Source organism: Saccharicrinis carchari, assembly GCF_900182605.1.
GTDB classification, from domain to species: Bacteria; Bacteroidota; Bacteroidia; order Bacteroidales; family Marinilabiliaceae; genus Saccharicrinis; species Saccharicrinis carchari.
In genome coordinates, this window is record NZ_FXTB01000006.1 from 1 (window position 1) to 21,545 (window position 21,545).

General features: G+C 41.5%; 12 protein-coding genes. 2 read left to right on the top strand and 10 right to left on the bottom strand.

Annotated elements, in window-relative coordinates:
* Together FN809_RS11715 and FN809_RS11720 are read right to left on the bottom strand one after the other, a co-directional pair.
* On the bottom strand, positions 1-6,996 hold a 6,996-nt coding region (locus tag FN809_RS11715; protein ID WP_142533716.1), incomplete at its 3' end, for a G8 domain-containing protein.
* Between the two features lie 650 nt (positions 6,997-7,646).
* Complete coding sequence (locus FN809_RS11720) at positions 7,647-9,440, bottom strand: ABC transporter ATP-binding protein (protein WP_142533717.1); 1,794 nt, start codon at positions 9,438-9,440, stop codon at positions 7,647-7,649.
* Positions 9,441-9,800: 360 nt separating this feature from the next.
* Here FN809_RS11720 and FN809_RS11725 point away from each other — a divergent pair, with 360 nt between their 5' ends.
* Positions 9,801-10,166 (top strand): endonuclease domain-containing protein, encoded by a 366-nt coding sequence (locus tag FN809_RS11725; RefSeq protein ID WP_142533718.1) that lies wholly within the window; start codon positions 9,801-9,803, stop codon positions 10,164-10,166.
* Between the two features lie 784 nt (positions 10,167-10,950).
* On the opposite strand, the gene FN809_RS11730 is transcribed toward FN809_RS11725, so the two are convergent.
* The 5 genes from FN809_RS11730 to tsaD form a co-directional block, all read right to left on the bottom strand.
* Positions 10,951-11,409: a S24/S26 family peptidase gene (locus FN809_RS11730; RefSeq protein WP_142533719.1), complete on the bottom strand. Its 459-nt coding sequence runs from the start codon at positions 11,407-11,409 to the stop codon at positions 10,951-10,953.
* Between the two features lie 250 nt (positions 11,410-11,659).
* Complete coding sequence (locus tag FN809_RS11735) at positions 11,660-12,559, bottom strand: hypothetical protein (RefSeq protein ID WP_142533720.1); 900 nt, start codon at positions 12,557-12,559, stop codon at positions 11,660-11,662.
* Between the two features lie 146 nt (positions 12,560-12,705).
* Positions 12,706-12,924 carry a hypothetical protein gene (locus tag FN809_RS11740; RefSeq protein ID WP_142533721.1) on the bottom strand — a complete coding sequence of 73 codons (219 nt, stop codon included), beginning with the start codon at positions 12,922-12,924 and terminating at the stop codon, positions 12,706-12,708.
* Positions 12,925-12,947: 23 nt separating this feature from the next.
* Positions 12,948-13,238, bottom strand: coding sequence for a PqqD family protein (locus tag FN809_RS11745; RefSeq protein ID WP_142533722.1), 291 nt, complete (start codon positions 13,236-13,238; stop codon positions 12,948-12,950).
* 123 nt (positions 13,239-13,361) lie between these two features.
* Entirely contained in the window at positions 13,362-14,381 is a 1,020-nt protein-coding gene (tsaD, locus tag FN809_RS11750) for a tRNA (adenosine(37)-N6)-threonylcarbamoyltransferase complex transferase subunit TsaD (protein ID WP_142533723.1), read from the bottom strand.
* 420 nt (positions 14,382-14,801) lie between these two features.
* On the opposite strand from tsaD, the gene FN809_RS11755 reads away from it, so the two are divergent.
* The gene (locus tag FN809_RS11755; RefSeq protein ID WP_142533724.1) at positions 14,802-19,148 is read left to right on the top strand and encodes a translocation/assembly module TamB domain-containing protein; all 4,347 of its coding nucleotides are present in this window, start codon (positions 14,802-14,804) and stop codon (positions 19,146-19,148) included.
* Positions 19,149-19,549: 401 nt separating this feature from the next.
* Here FN809_RS11755 and FN809_RS11760 read toward each other — a convergent pair whose 3' ends face one another.
* The 3 genes from FN809_RS11760 to FN809_RS11770 form a co-directional block, all read right to left on the bottom strand.
* The gene (locus FN809_RS11760; protein ID WP_142533725.1) at positions 19,550-20,263 is read right to left on the bottom strand and encodes a LytR/AlgR family response regulator transcription factor; all 714 of its coding nucleotides are present in this window, start codon (positions 20,261-20,263) and stop codon (positions 19,550-19,552) included.
* A 137-nt stretch (positions 20,264-20,400) separates the two neighbouring features.
* Entirely contained in the window at positions 20,401-21,072 is a 672-nt protein-coding gene (locus tag FN809_RS11765; protein WP_142533726.1) for a TrmH family RNA methyltransferase, read from the bottom strand.
* A gap of 71 nt (positions 21,073-21,143) precedes the next feature.
* The gene (locus FN809_RS11770) at positions 21,144-21,416 is read right to left on the bottom strand and encodes an HU family DNA-binding protein (protein WP_142533727.1); all 273 of its coding nucleotides are present in this window, start codon (positions 21,414-21,416) and stop codon (positions 21,144-21,146) included.
* Positions 21,417-21,545: the final 129 nt, after the last annotated feature.

The window sequence follows — 21,545 nt, forward strand, 5'->3', positions numbered from 1 at the left end:
GTAGGAGGCTTCGTATTCCTGCTCAGTTACACCCCTCACCGGATGCGACATATACCACTCCAAAGATTTAGGAATGCTCCACTCGTAATTAGTTTGCCCACTAACCGTTCCGTAAGTAATTAATGAAGATGGTTTTGACGGAGTGTTTTTCACTGTCAATTTATCATTGGTTGTTAAATTGCCATTCACCGTAAGTTTTGCGCCCGGGTTTAACGTTAAAGAAGCATCGGCCTCAATGATGAGGTCGTTTACCTGTGCGAGGCCTGCGTCGGAGATTACCGGGGCCACACCCGTGTTGGTGATGGTGATATCAGTACCTCCACCGGGCAAGATAGCTTGTGCCCAGTTACCCGGGTCGAACCAATCTGAGCTACCACCCAACCAATCGAATTCTGGTATACTAATAGAGCTAAAAGTTAAATACTTATTGCTCCCGGGACTAAAACTCATGTTATTCTGTAAGCGGACTGTACGCGTAAGTATCTGCAGCAGATCAATTGGTACAGAGCTCCAGGATATTCCATCCCATTGTGCAACACGGAAGTTGAGGTCAGGAATCACCCCACTGGCATCGTCCCAGCGCAAAGACATATTGGCAGAACAATTTTTGTTAGGTGCCTTTATCTGCCAGTACTCATTGTGGCTCACATACTTTAGGAGACCACTTAAAGCATTTGGGTCGAAACCATCGTTACCCGGGTTGGTGCTGTGGTAAGTTGCTTCCCAGATGCCTCCGGATAAAGGAGCAACACTCACCCCAATCTGACCATAGCGGGTATTATCTCCCACAGGGAAAGTAAAGCTTTGTAAGTTGTTTATTTTTTTACGCAATGGTCCTTCCACATAACTTGACGTACTTCCTCCCACAACAGCGGATGATGATGCATTGGTAATCGTCAGGCTTCCTCCATCCTTAGTACTTAAAACACCACTGCTTAAGTTCAATTTATTAGATACCTCTATGTTATTCTTCAGCCTGGCTTTGGCAGAATTGTTAATGGTTAGATTATACAAAGCTCCACCTCCGGAAGATGTAAAGTCCGTTGTTCCACCAACCGTTTGATGAGAGCTACCATTTAGCACAAACGAGCCGGAACGGGCACTATATGTACCGCCATTAAAATAAATATCACCACCCACCGAGAGTGTTTTGTTGTATTCGTTATCTACATCGGGTCCGTCTATCATTAAATCGCCAAATAACTGAACATGCAGGTTCGGGAAATTCCTTGTGCCACTTCCGCTTATAGTCAGATTATTTAGTTGTGTTACCTCACTCAGTATGTCGTAATTTTTCATACTACCGGTAAACTCTAGTGTACCTCCATTTGATGAGAAAAATTCATCATATACCCCGGCCGGCATATCACCACTTTCCAACACCAAAGTTCCGCTTCCACTTACTTCACCAAAACGGTGGGCAAATGTAGCACCCGTTTTTAACACTCCTGAGGGCTGTAATATGGTACGATAAGCTGCGGCCTCGCCATTTCTCGATAAGCTTATTTCGTGCCTTATATGCACAGCACTCCCCCGTGGGCCCAACACAGGTACGCCCACACCCGCTGCTCCCGTAGTGGAAGTAGCCGGATCGTAAGTGGCCCAAATGCGCTGTGTTTGCCAGTCGCCATTGGCTACTGTAATGTAAGAGGGTACTTTATCGGGAATAGCCGCAGGAATACCAGCTGAATAATCTCCATCGATATCGGCATCTGTTGCCAAGGCAAATTGGTAAGTTAAGGTATTAGGCTCCACAAAATCGTCCACATTAAACTTGTACACCGTATCACTAACCAGGGCATACTGTGCGGTTACGTAATCCTCAACCACATGTCCGTTTAAGGCGATATCGGCAGGATCACAAATCATAGTCACGTCTGCTGTAAATCCGTTTATTCCTTGTGCATCTAAAGTCCAGTTATACTGCAACACATTATTGATATCCAATGCACTTAGGTGTGCTTCATTTGCCGCTTTTACCCGAATCGATCCTGTACCGGCCGCATAGTTCAGATTGGTAAACGAAACCGGCGTGTATTTACCAAAGGAACCCAATGGATAGGTAAAGGAGCCACCTGCTGTGCTGGGAAAATCTTTACGAATACCAGCATCTGAAAACGACAAGTTGGTCTGTACCATATTGGCACTTGTGTAGCCGCCATGGGTAGTGCCCGGACTAAAGGAAGCCGTTGGGGTTAGTACCATCAGATTACGACCTATATCAAACACGCCATCCTCTAATGTTAACATGTCGCTTATCTCTATGGCTGCAGATTGGGTTGGCATCACCACTCCCCTTGCGTTATCAATACATAAACGACTAAACACGCCTGTACCTGACAATTCCTGTTGGTCTGCAATACTGTTCATCACAATACCCAAAGCGGTACCACTGCTTACTGTTGTCGCGTTGTTAAGCAGATTGCCCTGTACATGCATATTATGAATATCTGTGTTCAAGGTACCGGCTAAGAGACTTAAATTATTAGCCACATCAATGTTTGATGCCAGGTTTAAGGTATTTGAAGTCTGTTTTACTAAATTATAAAAGGTGCTTGCTCCCCTAATGGTTTGGTCGTTGGTTCCATCCAGGTAGGTGGTATTGTTATTGGCCGTATAAGTACCCGCATTGTTAAAGTCACCCTTTACACTCACATCTAATCCTGCTGCATCCAACTCGGCACCCGTGCCAATGGCCAGACTTTCTTGCAAGTTAAGCGGCAGTACCATAAGCGTTGCCTTGGGTGTATTCGTAGCATTGATGCTTAGGTTGTTAAATGGCTGCGCGGCATAAATACCCACTTCCTGTGAGGCTGGCGTGTGCGTATCGTGGCCAATGACAAAACCACTACCGGTGCTTAGGTTCACTGTTTCCGGGTCGAACCACAAACTACGATAGCCGGCACCATGGCCGCGCGCAATGGTAATCCGTGCGTTTTGGGCCTGCGTAAAAGAACTACCCGCTCCCATGATTTCGAATACGCCCCTTGAGGTGTCACCCGCATCGTTCATCCCAACAGTTACTGTCGCAGTTTCATCATTCTGATTAAAGTTTAACAATCCCACATCTGTTTTTAAGGAGCGGCGAATTTGTGAACCTATGTTGAGCTGCGCATTATTGCCCAACCATATAGTAGCCTCCCCCGAAGAGGAATACGCGATGTAATTATCCGTAAAGCCATTGGCACCCTGGTTACAATTAACGGTTCCATTATTGTCAACGATTAAAGCGCCATCTAACCAGATACCGGTATTGGATGCTGCTCCTCCTACATTTACCGAGGCTCCCCCATCTACTTTCAGGGTTGTGCCTGATGGAATACGGAAATCTTTTCCGCCTGTGGATAAGTTAATATTGATGGCTGAATTATTTAAATGGCATTCGCCGGAAATGAGAGAGAGGGGTTTGATTGCCTTATCCGCAGGCCAACGTAAAGTAAAATCGTTAACAAATGTAACCTTCTTTCCTACCGGCTTATCTACTACTATCTTCGAAAACTGGGCTTCTTCGGCAGGTGTAGCTACCGTGGCATTTTCCAACCCTTGAAAATAGAAAGTGATGGAATTGGTTTGCGTACCCTCTACTTTATACATACGAAAGCGACGACCACTGTGGTTAATGTTTCCATCCAGTTTAATTTTATGCTCTAAGGATACGCTTCCTGCATTTTGAGCCACAATGTCGCCTGTTGTGGATGTGATAATATCTCCACCAACAGAAACTGTTCTTTCATTACCCATTCTTCTAAACCGAATCCTGTTGGATTGAATATTCAGATTACCCAATATTTCCATATCACCATTCGTTCCGGTGTTTAGGTCCAAATCTGCCCCGTCAATTACCAAATCTCCGGCTACCAACAAATCTACATCGGCTGTCGTCTTCCTACCACTACCTGTAATATGCAGGTTAGGATATTTATAAATACTCGCTGGCAATTCATACTGACCTCCGCTAAATTCAAAAATGGCATTGGGATTATTACAAAACTCAGAATGGTCGCCATTAATTAGGTTGTTGCCGTTGTATCGTATAGTACCTGAACCCTTAATTAAATCGATATCATGTCCCGTTTTACCTGCATTGACGATTAATGCACCCTCAATTTGAATTTGCGAAGCATCGGCGTTGTTGGCATCAATTGTTACTGTGTCACCTGAAGCTATTATACAATAATCATTTTTCTGTGGAGCCGATGCACTCCCAGTTGAATGATTAGGGTTGGTTGTCCAAGTATTGCCTCCATTAAACGCTCCGTTTGTTTTGCTATATAAAGTTCTTGGAGGGTCGTAGAAGAAACCTTCAATCTTTGCAAATGTAAAATCTGTCTCTAGAAAAGAATTATATGGAAAACGGATAGTCCTATTTCTCACATCTGTTGAATAATCATTCCATTTATAATTTGAAAAAGAGCAATTGGTAGCTCCTAAGCGAGTTAACCACCAGTTAAAGTTGGAATAATATGTAAATTGATATCTTATTTTATTTTCCTCTGTACTTAATCCCTTTTGAGTTACTTTCCAATAAAAAGGCAAAGCTAATTCTGGACTCGGATTAGTATTGGTCGGATGATAATCATTAACCGGTCGAACCGTAATTGTTCCATTAGCAGACAACACGGCATTGGCATCTGCCTGCATGGGGGTGTAGCGGGTTGTTCCTCCTTCATTTACTCCGATAGGAAAAAACTGAATATCCGTTCCATTGTCATTCTGATTAACTGATAAGGTCAGACCACCATCCGATGCTAAGCCGGATGTACGAAACAGTCTGGTTGCACCCCAATTGGCATCTGCACCCGAGTAGGTTGAATTTGAAATGTTAATGTTATATCCTTCCAAATCAAAAATCAAGTCACGTTGAAACTCAACAGAAGTGGCGTCCACATCGCTCAATAATTTTATTTGAGGAGCCGTGCCATAGCTGTTGTTTAATATCAGCTTACCAAAACCCGGGTTTTGCCCGAGTTTCCCTTTAAGGGTTTGTTGGGCTGAAGAACTATTTAATACTAATGCGCTAGCACCAGAAATGCCACCATAAGATATATCAATGTTTCCACCCAGGTTACGTTCAATTGAACCAACATCTAAAGTTCCTTTACTAATAGTAAGGTCACCAGTTATATTTATCGCTCCCGCACCCAGAGTAACCGTTTGTGTTTCAGCCTCCTTTTTTAATTCCAAGGTGCTAAAATTAAGATTCCCGGTGATAATTGATGGGTTAGCCCCTATAAAACGCGTTGTATTTGTCCCGGTTGTATAAGTTCCATTATTGGTAAAATCACCTCTAATTTCCAGGGTATGGCTGGCTGCATTTAAGGTTGTATTAGCTGCAATGTCAAGATCGTTTAACACGGTGAGCTCACTTTGCAAGGCCACTGCTTGTGAACCTCCGCGAGCAGAGTTGGTTAGACGTAGGTTGTAAAAGGGTGCAGTAGAATTAATTTGAAACGCCGTTCCTGCTCCCAGGGTAGGTGTTTTAATTTGGATGGTACCTCCTGTTACGTTGTAGTTACCCGAGGTAGCGCCAATATCAATGCCATTGGTAGCTGCGGTGTTTACTGCATCGATGACAATCTGCCCTCCAGTCATCTCAAAATAATCGTCGGTACCGGGCAAGGCAAATATGGCTGATGAACCACGACCGTCCGCCAAGCTGTTGATATGCATCGTACCGCCCGATTGTATGTAGTTGAACTTACCACTGGCGTCACTTTGCTTTAACTGGGTAGTATATACATCTCCACCGCTTATTTCCAACGTTCCGGGATTATCAGCATTGCTAAAATAGGTAATACCACCCGTACCGGCCGGGTTGGTAAAAGATCCGGACGACACCTTGAGTTTACCGTAAACGGTAATGCCACGCCAGCCCCCACCCGACTCGTGTGTAGCTACCGTAGCGCCATTAATCCACAATTGCGCGCTGGCAGGTATGTGAAATTCATTGGGAGACGAACCGTTTCTGTTCGCCCCAAGGCGCGGAATATCGATGTTGGACTCCAACTTTAAGGTGCCGGAATTCAGAACCAAGGCCAGTCGTTGCCACCCTGCCGGGCCATCGGTAGGTTCGATACCCGAAGCTCCACTTATGGGGCCATCCAGGCTAAAATTAGTGGCATTGTTGGCACTCACAGCCAGGGTGTAGGTGCGGTCGGTTCCCTTATTCAGGAACATACGGTAAAACGTTGTAATACCATTGCAAAGCAGTTCGTTATCTGAGTTACCTGTAAAATTTACATTTACTGCGCCATTACTTGCCGCAGTATATTGTGCCGCATTTGTAAAGTCGATGCTCCCGTGGTTTTTAAAATCTCCGGAAGCATTGATACGGTGTATGGCGTTGGCCGTACCAACCGTCATTCCTCCCTTGGCCTGCACAGCGATATCCTTTGCTACATCCAGGGTTAATGGTGAGGTGTTGCTGCCGTCATTTACCTGCAAGGTTCCTTGCAGGATATTCAGGTTCCCATTTAGCTTTAAATTATTTAAAAGCGTTACGGTTTGTCCGGCGTTGGTATTTACTTCCAAACTATAGAAGGTATCCGTGGCACCGGAACCATAAGTAAAGGAGTTGCCCTCCAGAACCACCGTTCCCTCTCCTTTTCCTTTCGTAATAAAATGAGATGCATCACTTACCGTAGGAAAGTTATTTCCTTGAATAAAAATTTTACCACTTCCCCTTAAGGTGTTCATCTTGTGATTCGTTGTGGTGCCCAACTTTAAACTGCCCTCAATGGTCACTGTTCCCAAATCCATAGTAGTAAGCGGATCTGTTACCTGCACCGTAACCACCTTACCGGATTTAATCACCACATTATCGCCGGCCATCGGTACGGCACTCCCCACAGGAATGGCCCCAGCGGGGTCAAGTGTCCAGATATCGGCATTATGCCAGTCACCGCTGGCCAGGGTGTAATATGTATTTTGTGCCTGGCTCCTCACTGCACCCAGCAAGAGCAACACAACTACTAAAAACGTGTAAATATTCCTCATACTTATTTTATATTTTCTCTCAATTAATTATTAACTCAAAAAATCGGGCTCAAAAATAGCACAACGAACTTTTGCTACTCGATTTTTTTGACTAAACATTCAAATTGTTCATCTATGCGTTTGTACGCGAAATATGCAAAAGGGTTCGTTTTTTATTGACTATTTTCAACCAAATGGCTTAAAGGACTGATAGTGGGGATGAATCAGTATTTATATAGGATAAAAAGAAAAACCTTTCCGAAAATTATCGGAACAAGCTATCCAACTCCCCAAATGGGGAGAGATGGAAGAAGCCCCCTCCAACTCCCCCAGATGGGGAGAGTTGGAGAATAGCTCTACGAGCTATTCCGGTATGACTTGGAAAAAATGGTTGATTTACAGCTTGAATCTAGCCCCACCCCCCGCAATGCAGCGGGACAGGCTCTAAAGTGGGGGCTGATTTACAGCGGGGAATTTTTATTATTTACAAAGTGCAGCATGCAACAATTCCCCGTCTTTCGGCTTGTGTAAAAAAACTCACGGGGTGAATATTTACATGACGCTCATATCCACCCCGTGAAAATAGTAAGTATCACCCGAAGCACACGCAGTGTGCTTTCCTAGCCTCCCCCCATTCGGGGGGGACTGAGGGGGGCCTTGGGGGCTTTTTTTTACATCAGCCCATTCCTCCGCATGGATTGCACCATATCATAAAACGCAGCTTTCTTTTCCAGCAGCTCCGAGGGGGTACCTACCTCAGCCACACCGCGTTCGTTGAGCACTACAATACGATCGGCCAAATGGATGGTGGATAAACGGTGACTGACAATGATAGCCGTACGGTCTTTGGTGATGGCCTTAAAATTTTCAATTAACCTGGATTCGGTAAATGCATCCAGCGAGCTGGTTGGTTCGTCCAAAACAACCAGCTGCGCATTATTAAAAAAGGAGCGCGACAGGGCGATGCGTTGCCATTCGCCCACGCTCAGCATTTCGCTGTCTTTAAATAAAGTACCCAGCACCGTGTCATATTCGTTGGGTAAGGTAGTAATCAACTTATCAATACCCGATTTTTGGGCACTAAGCACTATCTCTTCATCACTTTGCGGACGCTTAACATTACCATACCATATATTTTCGCGGGCCGTTACATTGTAAAGCATAAAATCCTGAAACACTACGCTCACATTTTCGGCCAGAGAATCCTTATTAATTACAGAAAGATCCACGCCGTCAAAAGTGATGCTGCCCTGGTCTGGTCGATATAAGCCACACAGTAGCTTTACCAGCGTCGACTTGCCAGCTCCATTAGCACCAACCAAGGCAATGGTTTCACCTGGATTTATATTAAAACTTACATTCTTAAGTGCTGCTCTGGAACTGTTAGGATATTTAAAGCTAACATTATCTATACATACCCCCTCTTTCATTATTCCGGGGAAGAGGGTTGCATTTTTCTTTTCATAACGTATCACATCAAAATCGATAAACTCAAACAAGTTCTTTAAAAACAGGCCATCTTCATACAATCCGGATATTCTGCTCAGTAAATCCTGCAAAAAACTATAGCCACGATACATAGCCAAAAAATACATTACCATTTGCCCTTGGGTAATGTTGCCCTGAATAGCCGTAGAAGCAATAAAACCAAAAACTACGATAAGAGCCGCTGCCGTAATCAACTGCACGGCTAGTTCATAAGCTGTTTTGAGCTTGAGCATGCCATAACGCTTGCCCCTTAAATTATTCTTTTGCTCCTCAAACCGCTTTTTAAACAGACCCGACAAATTAAAAACCCGCAACTCTTTGGCGAAAGCTTTATCTGTGAGCAAGCGGTTATAGTATGCCACATTGCGTTCATCTTCCGTATGTTCGCGGTTAAAAACGAATATCTTACGCGAATATTTTAAGCGAATATAAACCACAGGTACCGACACCAGCACCAGTACGATCATGAGTACCCAACTCAATCCGGCCAACAATCCGGCTATTAATGCCAGGGTAATGCTATTTTGGATAAGCCCCACAAAACCATAATAGATTTTTTTAGGGCGATAGGTAGCCTCGTTGATGGCTCGATAGTATATATTTTGAAAGTTATAATCATCGAAGTTGGCAAAATCGAGTTTAGTGGTACGTTTGTGTATTAAATCCTGGACGCTGTCGTCGATATAATACGCATGTTTTTCGCTGATGATGCCGGACAATGAATTGAGTAGCGCATTAAGCACAAATACCCCGCCCGCAAAAAGCAATATGTAATACACGGATTCAACGCCCTGCACTGTATGGTCGCCCGTTAACACACGACTCACCTCATCCACGAGCATCTGCACAATAAATATCAGCAGCAAAGGCATCACCCCCTTTAACAATACCACAGCCGCATTCACAAGGCTCCAAGTCGGCGAGCTTTGCCATACTATTTTGAGTGAGCGGAATATGTTGTTGGATGTTTTTTTCATGGCCAAAAGATAAGAAAAAATAAAGCTTATTAATCCCATGTGTGTACAAATAGACCCCATCCCCATGCCTGCAGCATGGTACTTCCCCTTTTTCGCAGGAAAAAAGGGAAGAGCCGTCGCTGTATTTAAACCCCTACCTTTTTAAGGTTCTATCCAGTTCACAACTTAAAGAAGGAAAAATATTATTTACAACGGGATCATATTGCGTAACATAGAAATGCCCGTTGCAACGATTCCCCGCCTTAGAAAAGGCGGGGTGGATGCTATGAGGTACGAATAGCAGACGGGGTGGTTGTATGCCTTGCCGCTAAAATCTGTTTTTTACCAACATTTTCCCTAACTTGATTTAAAATTTACATCATGAAATCCAACAGTCCACACTTAAAGCACTTCAGGAAACAATTGCGTAACCATTCTACACCAGCAGAAATTGAACTGTGGAAATACCTTAAAAACAAACAGATTACAAGACTCAAGTTCAGAAGGCAACACTCCATCGATAATTTTATATTAGATTTCTTTTGCCCTCAAATAAAATTAGGTATCGAATTAGACGGGGAACAGCATATTTATAGCGTGGAGTATGATTTAAAACGAGATGAAAAATTAAACACCTGTAATATTACCATCCTAAGAGATGAAAATGTAATGGTACTCGAACATCCGAATATTATTATAGATGAAATAAAGGAATATCATGAGCGATGGTTGATGAGAAACGGATAGACCCCATCCCTACCGCTATGCGGCAGTACTTCCCCTTTTTTCAGAATAAAAGGGGAAGAGCCATCTCCGTTTATAAACCTGTGCACTTTTTATGAGTTATCCAGTTCCCAACTTAAAAAAGGAAAAATATAAATTACAAAGAAAATTTTAGTTTATCATAAAAATACCCGTTGCAACGATTCCCCGCCTTAAAAAAGGAGGGGTGGATGCTATAAGGTACGAAATAGCAGAAGGGGTGGTTATAAGCCTTACCGATAATACAACTCACATCTGAAAATAAATACGTATTTACCCCCATCCCTGCAACTTACTCTTGCGCCGAAGCTACAGCGTAGGAGCACGTCGCAGTACTTCCCCCTCCCTCAAAAAATGGGAGTGGGAAGAGCCATCGTTGATTGTAAAATTGCTTTATACTATGAATCTTCCAGTGCCCTAACATAAAAAAAAGAAAGAGCTAATTTACGAAGGAGATATTTTACTATCTGGCAAAATGCAACACACAACGATTCCCCTCCTTAAAAAAGGAGGGGTGGATGCTATGAGGTACGAAATAGCAGACGGGGTGGTTATAAGCCTTACCGATAATACAATTCACATCTGAAAATAAATACGTATTGATCCCCATCCCTGCAACTTACTCTTGCGCCGAAGCTACAGCGTAGGAGCACGTTGCAGTACTTCCCCCTCCCTCAAAAAATGGGAGTGGGAAGAGCCATCGTTGATTGTAAAATTGCTTTATACTGTGAATCTTCCAGTCCCCAACCTTAAAAATGAAAGATATCTCTTACATCGAAAAGAATTTATTCCAAACACGCCCTGCGTAAAAAGTAAACCGTCCCATGTAAGGCGATATATTGGCGATAATCCGTTTTACCCCTTTACGGTTGATAAAAATCTTTTCTTTCCCATTGCGGAAATGATGGATAACCACGCCATGAACATTTTCTTCGGGCAAAAGCCTGTCCTTTGAAATCAGTCCATCGCCTTTGGCCAACACGGTTCCGTTTTCCGCATCGTATTTTAATAAGCGGTGCGCCACCAATTGGCGCTTATTGGTAAATACAATTACATTCCCTTTTTTAAGATTGCCGGGATTTGCTTTCTCCACCCGTACTGTATCGCCAGGCAAGTAAAAAGGAAACATGCTCAGTCCATAAACAGGCACATCAACGTAATGCTCCTTTTGTAGCATGGCGACAAAGGTTTCGCCAAATAAAACTTTGTTTCGATTATAGGAAGGCATTAGTGTTATTTTTTTACAACAGCAAAGGTAGTTGCATCCCCTTCTTTTGAGGTAAATGTACAGCTTATCTTTAGTTTTTTGCCATATTTCAATATCATGTGTACAAAGAAAGCACCATGTTCACAATATTTCTTTGTGTTCGCTGTACAACCATAGTGTGCATTTTAGTCACTTTTTAAAGCAACTTATTGCGTTCTTTTTAAAAATAAAAAATCTTGTTGGCGAACATTGCTACCATACCTCCCTCCTATCACTCCCCATCCATCCCTTTTATCATTGCCACAATATCATGGTCGGGTTTAAAACCCACTTCATATACCTTCACTTTATTCAGCACCTCCTCCACCAGTCCCAGGTGGTTTTGAACCATTTGCTGCTGATAAAACTGCTGAATAAAATTACCGAGCACCCGCGAATAGGCCAGCACACCGCCCAAAGGTTGAATATAATTTTGTGGCGATTGCTTTAGCAGAAATATAGCTTTAAGTGAGGCCTCCCTTGGATGTTGCGCATAATAGGGCATGGGGTTATTATATACCCTCACCTCATCTTCGAAAGGTCGCAGCACCAGGCGATCGTCGTTAAGTATTTGGGCTCCGCACTCGCGCCATAAGCGGGCCATGGTCGATTTCCCTATGCCGGACACACCGGTAAACAAAAATGCTTTGCCATCTACTGCTACGGCCGAGGCATGGATCAAAAGTCCCTTTTTACGCTGCATCAAATACAGCATCAACAACGAGCCCAAAGGATGAATAAAAGGATCAATGACGACAGACTTATCCAGCGCATCTTTTAAAACGATTTGGATGTTAATGGTTGTATCATTATCAACAACAAAAGCGGTGATGGTTTGGATGTGAGGATGATCCGTATAGTCGACTGTTACAACTACCTTTCCCTTACTATTGTACACATGCCATTTGTAGTTAAGTGCCTCATTGGCTTCGGGCTTACCAGCAAAAACAGGTTCATAGTTCGACAGGTCAAGTGAATGTACAACGGTATATTCTAAAAAATAGTCGGGGCTTATAACAGAATCTTGAGAAAGATAATGCCTGACCGAACCCTGCTTATCTAACTGTATTCGATGGCTACCGCTTTGGCATTGGAAATAAAGACCGGCTATTTTTATGGTAAAGCGCTCCATAGATTGTAGATTGTTAGATAATAGACAAAAGACGGATTTGCAGCATTTATTAACATTTACCAGACATCTGGAACACTAATCAAGTAACTAATAGCTTTACACTTACAAAAAATTAAGAAACACCTACACCCATAAAGACGAATTATTTAATATTGAGGGGTGCTTCCGCCAAAAGGATCATTGTCCGCCGAAGTATTGGATAGTTGGGCAGGTCCTTGTTGCGGAGTACGCTGAGCCGCAGGCGGATTGTCTCCTGGCCCTCCCGGAAAATCACTATCCATCACCATCGATATCTGAAAATCCACATCAATCACCTCCAGCAGTGGCTTCGAATATATTTTCTTATTTTGTATCTTCGTTTTCATTCAAATAAAATCTTACCCCATAACTATTGCCTGGCGAATAAAATTCCTCTATTAACCATGTCGTTTATAAAAAAAGTGATGTCGTCTAATGCTTGGTTTTGGTCCACTTGGTAATTATTTATCAATGCTGTATGCACTTGGGCAATGTTTTTTTGTCCGTCGATGGTATCGTAAATAAATGCGGCCACCTCGTTTAAGTTATACACCTGGTTCATGTTGGCTACGTTATCCGTTAAGGGTACCAGTACCTTTTCATCGCCAATGGCTTTTTCTACAAAGCCTTCACTTTTAACATAAACCAACGAAACATCCATATTTATTTTATTTTCCGCCACAAAAGTAAAAAAAATACCTTTCAATCCTTATCCACTGGGCAAATCCTTAAATCCTTTTGATATTATTTTATATCCGGCATGGGAACGCTCTCTTTATACGGATTAAAACACAACCCTTGAATAAGGGGCAGCGTCCTGTTCTACAAAATCTTTGGCCAAAAATTTATAGTAGCCTGTAATAGCCACCATTGCGGCATTATCGGTAGTGTACGCAAACTTAGGTATAAAGGTTATCCATTTTTTACGAACAGCCATTTTTTGCAGCCCATCACGTAATCCGGAATTGGCTGAAACACCTCCGGCTAAAGCTATTTGGCTGATATTTAGGTCGTCGGCCGCTTTTTCTAATTTATCCAACAAAATATCTACGATGGTACTTTGCAAGGAGGCACACAAGTCATTTTTATTTTCCTCTATAAAATTTGGATTTTCTTTTAATCGATCTCTTAAGAAGTAAAGAAACGATGTTTTCAGTCCGCTAAAACTGTAATCGTAATCTTTAACCCTGGGCCTGGCAAATTCAAAAGCATTGGGCTTGCCTTCTTTGGCCAATTTATCCACCAAAGGTCCACCCGGATAAGGTAAGCCCATCACTTTAGCGCATTTATCAAAAGCCTCTCCTGCGGCATCATCAATGGTTTGTCCCACCACTTGCATGTGCATGTAATCTTTTACCAATACTATTTGGCTGTTACCACCCGATACCAACAAGCACAGAAAGGGAAATTCAGGATGTGCCGTTTCCTGATCCGGCTCTTTAATAAAATGAGCCAATACATGGGCATGCAGATGGTTTACATCGATGAGTGGGATATTGTTAGCCAGGGCAAAACCTTTGGCAAAGGAAGTACCCACCAGCAGGGAGCCCATCAGTCCGGGTCCGCGAGTAAATGCCACGGCATCAATATCATCGGCGTTTACTCCTGCATCTTTTAATGCTTTGTGTACCACGGGAACAATATTTTGCTGATGCGCTCTGGAGGCCAGCTCAGGAACCACCCCACCGTATTCCCGGTGTACGTTCTGGTTGGCTATGCTGTTGGATAGCACCACCTCGTTTTTAAAAACGGATGCCGAGGTGTCGTCGCATGATGATTCGATGGCGAGTATGTGTATGTTCATTTTTAGATGATGAGAAGTTAGAAATTAGAAATTAGAGGTTAGAGGTTAGAAATTAGAGGTTAGAAGTTAGAGGTTAGATTTAGAAGTTAGGGAAATATGATTAAGGTGAATTTTCATATAGCTTAGATGTGGTTAATTCGTAATAAAACAAGATATGCTGGTTTAGTGTTCAATTATTTATAAAGTAGCCCTAAGGCCGCCGATATTTATAGCATGTTATTTGATATGTAATATTTTTTCTCTATCACCCGTTTATAGTAAGTGTTTAAGTCCTTTTTTACCTATTTTTGCAAAATAAAGAACAAAGCTATTAAAAAAATATATAAAATATTAGTCTATCTGCTGGCCGCCCTAATAATAACACCTATATTATTATATTTTACGGTGCTTATACCCGGGGTACAAAACACACTGGTAGATATGCTTACGAAAAAATTTTCGAGGGATTTGGGCACCGAAGTTTCCATCGAAAGTGTCCGTTTTTATCCCATCCGAAAAATAGTGGTCAATGATTTTTTGGTAAAAGATCAGCAGCACGATTCCTTAATTTATGTTGAACAAATAAGCGCCCCCATAGATAGCTTCAACCTTAAACGTAAGCAAATCTATTTAGGACAAGTAAACGTAAACCGTTTACATACCAATTTGTCTACCGACTCTACACGTAACAATTATTCCTTTATCGTTGATTCTTTGTTGTCGCAGCAAAAATCCGCGCGCAAATGGCAGTTAAACCTTAAGAAAATAAGAATAAAAAACAGTGCTTTTTCGTATCAGAACAGCACAGCTCCCCCATCACAAACCAAGTTCAACCCCAATGACATCGGTATTTCGTCACTCAGCTTACTCATTGATAAAATAGTTAACAAGGAAGGGGAGTTATCCGTACGTATCAAAGACTTATCGGCACAGGAACGTTCCGGGTTATTAGTCAAGAAATCAAAAGCCGAAATTACTGTGGGAAAAAGGAGTTTTACTTTACGCAACTTACTTTTAACGGGCAAATACTCCTTTATCAGTCTGGGCAAGCTTCAATTACAATTGGACTCCGTTGCCGGAACAAAGGATTTTATAAACACCGCAGCGCTTGAGTTGCAAGTAAATTCGGTTTCCCTGGATTATCGCGAATGTGAGCTACTTATCCCCAATTTCCCTGTATTAAACCACCGCATTAACCTCAGAGGCGATTTTACCGGAACCATAGCCGATTTGAAAGGACGCAACATAAATATTAACGCCGGCACCGATACACATTTGGAAACCAGTTTCGACATTACCGGCTTGCCCAACTTTAGGCAATCGTACGTATTTTTAGATGTGAAACGCCTAAGCACCAACATTGTAGATCTAAACAAAATATTATCGATAAATGCCCAATCGGAAGATGTAGATTTGCCCGAATCGTTTAAACGGATGGGCAGTATTGAATACAGTGGTAAATTTTCGGGTTTTGTTGATAACCTGGTGGCCTATGGCAGTTTCCGTACAGATTTAGGCAATATTAATACAGACCTGGGCATTAAAATCACTGAGGATGACAAACTGATTTATTCGGGCTTTATAAACACCAAAAAATTTAACATAGGCAAAATGCTAAATTGGGAAAACAGCCTAAACAATGTTAGTATGGATGTTTCCGTACAGGGGTACAATTCAGGAAAGCGTGATTTCAATTCATATATAAAAGGAACAATAGACTCCATTGACATCAGAGGATATAAATACGAAGAAATTGAACTAAACGGTTTAATATCGAACAAACGCTTTAATGGCGAAATAGAATTAAATGATCCGAATGCCCAACTGCTTTTTAACGGAATAGTTGACTTTAGCGACAATATTCCCCAATTTGACTTTAGTGCGGTGCTCAACAATATTAAACTCGATAAGTTAAATATAGCGCCCAAGCTTATTGGCAGCAATATGAGTTTAATGCTCAACTCATCATTAAACGGTACAAGCATTAATACCTTATCAGGCTCTACCTTGCTGCACAAGGGTAAACTATGGATCGACAACCAAACCTTCCTGCTGGATTCGTTGGTAGTGCAAGCCAATCAAAACCAAAGCCCAAAAGAAATAAGCCTGCACTCGGATTTATTGGACACCCGCCTCACCGGTAATTTTAATGCAAGCAGCATCTCCAAGGCCATAAAACAAGTATTAGCGGCGTATTTTCCCGCATTTTTTTCATTCCCCAAAGAAACAACAAGTTATACGGATCAATTTGACTTTGCCATCACCACCAAAAAACTTGCAAAACTTATGGTTGCCTTACAAAGCAATTTAACGGTTGCGGATAGTACCAGCATAAACGGCAGCGTAAATAGCTACAACAAGCAATTACAAATCCAAGCCAACAGCAACGAAATCAAATACAACTCTTTATGGGCCAAAAACATTAAATTAGAAATCAATACTTTAAACAATCAACTAAACAGCCACTTACATACCGATATTTTTGGAATAGGGAAGCTGATACCATTAGGTCATTTTACGATTGAACAAAACGCGGCGAACGATTCTATTGATCTGCAAATAAGTTGGAAAGACATGGATCAATCCCAAAATAAAGGAAGGATAAGCACCCAAACAAGAATCAAAAAAACCAAAGAAGGCGATATTTATACTAAAATAAATCTGATGCCGTCTTTTGTAATAGTTAAAGATTCACTGTGGACCATTCAGGATTCAGAAATCAACCTGACGCCTATAGGATTACGGGTAAATACCTTCAGGCTGCATCATGGGAACCAGGAAATCAACATCAATGGATCGCTATACAAGAACGACAAAGGAAAGCTGACTACCTATTTTCAAAATATCGATTTACATGCTATAAGCTCTCTACTCAACCTAAATGGAATACGTTTTGACGGCTTCCTTAACGGATCACTTGAGCTAAAAGATAGTTTTGATGAACCAGTGATTACAAGTCAACTAACGCTGGACGGTTTTAAAATCAATAACGAAGATATAGGCGACCTGAAATTACAATCTAACTGGAGCAATTTGCAAAATGCTGTACTGGTTAAAGCCTTGGTACAAAATGGTAACAGCTGGCCACTAAGCGGTACGGGTTATTTTAAACCTGCCGACAAAGATTACAGCTTCGATTTTAAACTGGACAGTCTTCCCCTTGGACTTGTAAACATGTACACCAGTAGCGCTATACAAAATCTCAGGGGTACCGGTTCGGGCAATTTACGTTTACTAAAAACCGAATATGGTTTTGGTATGGAAGGGGGCATAAAAGTTAATAAAGCTAAGTTTGATGTTGACCTTTTACAGTGTTCATTTTTTGTAGAGGATTCTGTTATTATTACGCCGGAGTCTTTTGTATTTAAAGATATGACACTCACCGACCCCAGAGGCAGGAACGGACGGTTTACCGGGAGCATCCTCCACCGAAGATTCCGCAATATGCATTTCGATTTATATGTTCATGCCAACAACATGCTGCTGCTCAACACCAAGGAGAAAGACAATCCTTTGTATTACGGCACGGTGTATGCCGATGGTGACCTGGCTGTGCGAGGAACAACCTACGACTTAAGCCTCGACATCAATGGCCAGTCAAAACGCAACACAAAGCTTTACATCCCCATATCTAACGATACCGAGACACTGGATAATAATTTCATTCAATTTATATCGCACAACGATTCGTTAAAAACAACCAATCATAAACAGGAGGAGTATAAAGTAGAAGCAACCAATTACAATTTAAATATGAGTGCGGATATCACCCCGGATGCCCAGATACAGGTTATATTTAAATCGGCCGGTGGCAACGTACTACAAAGTTGGGGTAAAGGAAGCTTGCAAATACAGATGGACAAAGAGGGTGAGATTACATTTTTGGGGGATTATACGGCCGAAAAGGGAGACTATCTGTTTTCGCTGGAGAATGTTGTAAACAAACGTTTTGATATTAACAAAGGGGGTTCAATTGTATGGGAGGGCAGTCCCTACGATGCCATGATCGATATTACCGCTACTTACAAACTTAAAACCTCGCTTCAATCGCTTAACCCAAGCTCCAGTGCATCCAACGACATATCGGGCAGAGTACCCATTAACGTGGATTTGATATTGAGCAATCGTTTGTCGCAACCCAATATCAATTTTAACATAACTGCTCCTACCCTTGAACAAAGCACGCAAACCATTGTGCGCGAAGCTATCAGCACCGAAGAAGAGCTTAACCGACAAGTGCTTTCCTTATTGGTTCTTAACAAGTTTTATACACCCAGCTATAATTCTTCGGGCAGCTCCGGACAGAGCAGCAATTTGGCCAATGCCTATACCTACGAGCTACTCTCTGGTCAGCTCAGCAACCTGGTTTCGCAGATGCTTGACGATGTAGATGTAGGCATCAGTTACCGCCCCGAGAACGAGATATCGAGCGAACAGATTGAAGTGGCACTTTCCACTCAAATATTTAACGATCGTGTTACCCTCAATGGAAATGTAGAATACGGCAAGTACGGTCGGTTTGGTGCTAACAACCCCAACTCAAGTAATATCGTAGGCGATTTTGATCTGGATGTTAAATTAAACCAATCGGGTAGCCTGCGTGCCAAAGCCTACACCCGTAGTAACGACGATTTTAGCTTCGACAACTCCCCCACTACCCAAGGCATAGGTTTATCGTACCAAGAAGAATTTGATACAGTTGGTGAACTGATGCGTAAGTACTGGAACTGGATTACCGGCAGGAAAAGCAAGGGTAAAACGGAGAACAGTAAAACGGTAAAAAAGTGAACAGTGAGCAGGGTTCGCACATGCAGTAATAGGCAACTTTGTATTCGGAGGCACGCCTTCTTTCTGTTAGAATCCCCACAAAACAAAGTAAGCTCAAAGGGTAAAAATGGATGGACAAAGTAAATAAATTACCATGGTTCCAATAGTGCTATTTAAAAAAAGCCTCAGTGTTACTCGTATTTTTTCAAAAATTAGCCTGCAACCAAGTCTGCAAAACCTTTGTGCAACTGCTATGTCGGATAGTCGCAGACCAGAGCCTGCAGTATAGCAAGAGTTAAGCGCTTTACACCAACCGAATTCCTATTTACCCACTCTGTATGCTTAGCTAAATTTAATAAGACAATTTAAAAAACCACTACTGCAATCAATAGTGGTTAGTTAGGTACTTATTTACATTCATACTATTTGGTAATCAGGTTGATATCATTCATCAACTGATCTTTATACGATTTACCAATGGGAATTACTTTTGATCCTGTTTCGGTTTTAATCACCACCGAATTATCCTCAATCACTTTTATCTTACTGATATTTACAATAAATGAACGATGAACCCGCACAAACTTATCGGCCGGCATTTTATCGGCAATGGCCTTCATGGTAAAGTGTATAGTGTACTTTTCATTAAAAGAATTTACCACAACGTAATTCTCCAAAGCTTCTATCCATAAAATATCTTGATATTTTACCCTAACCAGCGATGAGTTGTTTTTAATAAATATTTCGGTGCCGCTTTTAGTTACATCCTCTCTTTTTTCGTTTTTCTCTTTTACCTTGTTGATGGCCTTTAAAAAACGTGGATAGGTGACCGGTTTCAGCAAATAATCCGTTACATTGTACTCATAGGATTCGACCGCATATTTATCCTGTGAAGAATAAATAATTACTTGCGGCAATACTTGTAAGGTTTTTAACACATCAATGCCTGTCATTTCCGGCATTTCAATATCCAAAAAGAGTATATCTATTTGTTCGGCATTTTTACCATTCAGATAATTAATGCCATCAACTGCACTTTCGTAAGTCCCAATTAGGTTTAACTCATCTGTTTTATTAACAAAATCAGTAATAACCCTGGTCGAGAACTTATCATCGTCAATAATTATACAATTCATAGGGCGATAGTTTATTCAAAAAATAGAAATATAAGCACAAAGAAAACATATTTTACCATTTCTTTTGTATTTAAAGATACAAAAAAAGCTATTAATCACCGAATTCTACACCTTGGTCTATATAGAAATTGCTTTTATCACTTATACTTATTATAATATTCTCTTTCAATCAAGTCGGAACTTTTTACTGAAGCTTTAATCCATTGCAATTTTACATCCTCCATTTCTTGCTTGCTTAGTTGCCAGTTTACATTCCGTTTTCGGATTTCATGTGCCAGATGTTGCAAAACCAGAGCGGCTGAAACCGATATATTAAAACTTTCGGTAAATCCATACATGGGGATACGTAAAAATTCGTCGGCCTCTTGTTTTACCAGCTCTGAAACCCCCGTCAGTTCGGTTCCAAATACAAGCGCCGTTTTACCTTTGGTCACATCAAAATCATACAGTTCAACATCGCTGCTGTGCGGTGTAGTGGCAACAATCCTGTATCCCTGTTTTTTGAGCTTTTGTAATGCCTCTTGTGAATTGTTTTCGTTTTGATTATACTTTTTCAAGCTCAACCACTTGGCCGATCCCAATGCCACATCACGGTTCACTGTATATTTGTTTCTGTTTTCAATAATATGGATATCCTGAATCCCAAAGCAATCGCACGAACGCAGCACCGCACTTGCATTATGCGATTGATAGATATCTTCGAGCACTACAGTCAAATACCTTGTTCTATCTTTTAAAACTTTATCGAACAATGCATTTCTGTTTTCGGTGAGATGCCCGCTCAAATAATCAAGTAGTTGGGTTTTCATCGGCTAGTAGTTATAGCAAAAAAAAGAGAGCACGTAAGGTACTCTCTAAAATTCTTTTTGGAAAAAGAGAACTAGTTTACAGAGTCACTTAATTCGCTACCTGCTTTAAATTTAACTACTTTTTTTGCAGCAATTTGAATCTCTTTACCTGTTTGTGGGTTTCTTCCTGTTCTAGCACTTCTTTCGGAAACAGAAAAAGAACCAAAACCGATAAGCGAAATACGGTCGCCATTTTTAAGCGCATCGCCGGTAACTTTAATAAATGAATCTAACGCTTTTTTTGCGTCTGCTTTTGTTAAACCAGAATCTCCGGCAATTGCATCAATTAATTGTGCTTTGTTCATAATAACTGATAATTTTTAGGGTTAACAACTAAGTTCACTAATATTTGCCCTACAAATATAGATTATTCAAAGTATAAACCAAATCTTAAGTCAATAAAATAAGGGTATACGCTCTGTTTCATTCAACAA

Coding starts and splice junctions, on each gene's coding strand:
- FN809_RS11720 (WP_142533717.1), bottom strand. CDS start 9,440: ATGAAAAAAACATCCAACAACATATTCCGCTCACTCAAAATAGTATGG.
- FN809_RS11725 (WP_142533718.1), top strand. CDS start 9,801: ATGAAATCCAACAGTCCACACTTAAAGCACTTCAGGAAACAATTGCGT.
- FN809_RS11730 (WP_142533719.1), bottom strand. CDS start 11,409: ATGCCTTCCTATAATCGAAACAAAGTTTTATTTGGCGAAACCTTTGTC.
- FN809_RS11735 (WP_142533720.1), bottom strand. CDS start 12,559: ATGGAGCGCTTTACCATAAAAATAGCCGGTCTTTATTTCCAATGCCAA.
- FN809_RS11740 (WP_142533721.1), bottom strand. CDS start 12,924: ATGAAAACGAAGATACAAAATAAGAAAATATATTCGAAGCCACTGCTG.
- FN809_RS11745 (WP_142533722.1), bottom strand. CDS start 13,238: ATGGATGTTTCGTTGGTTTATGTTAAAAGTGAAGGCTTTGTAGAAAAA.
- tsaD (WP_142533723.1), bottom strand. CDS start 14,381: ATGAACATACACATACTCGCCATCGAATCATCATGCGACGACACCTCG.
- FN809_RS11755 (WP_142533724.1), top strand. CDS start 14,802: ATGCTTACGAAAAAATTTTCGAGGGATTTGGGCACCGAAGTTTCCATC.
- FN809_RS11760 (WP_142533725.1), bottom strand. CDS start 20,263: ATGAATTGTATAATTATTGACGATGATAAGTTCTCGACCAGGGTTATT.
- FN809_RS11765 (WP_142533726.1), bottom strand. CDS start 21,072: ATGAAAACCCAACTACTTGATTATTTGAGCGGGCATCTCACCGAAAAC.
- FN809_RS11770 (WP_142533727.1), bottom strand. CDS start 21,416: ATGAACAAAGCACAATTAATTGATGCAATTGCCGGAGATTCTGGTTTA.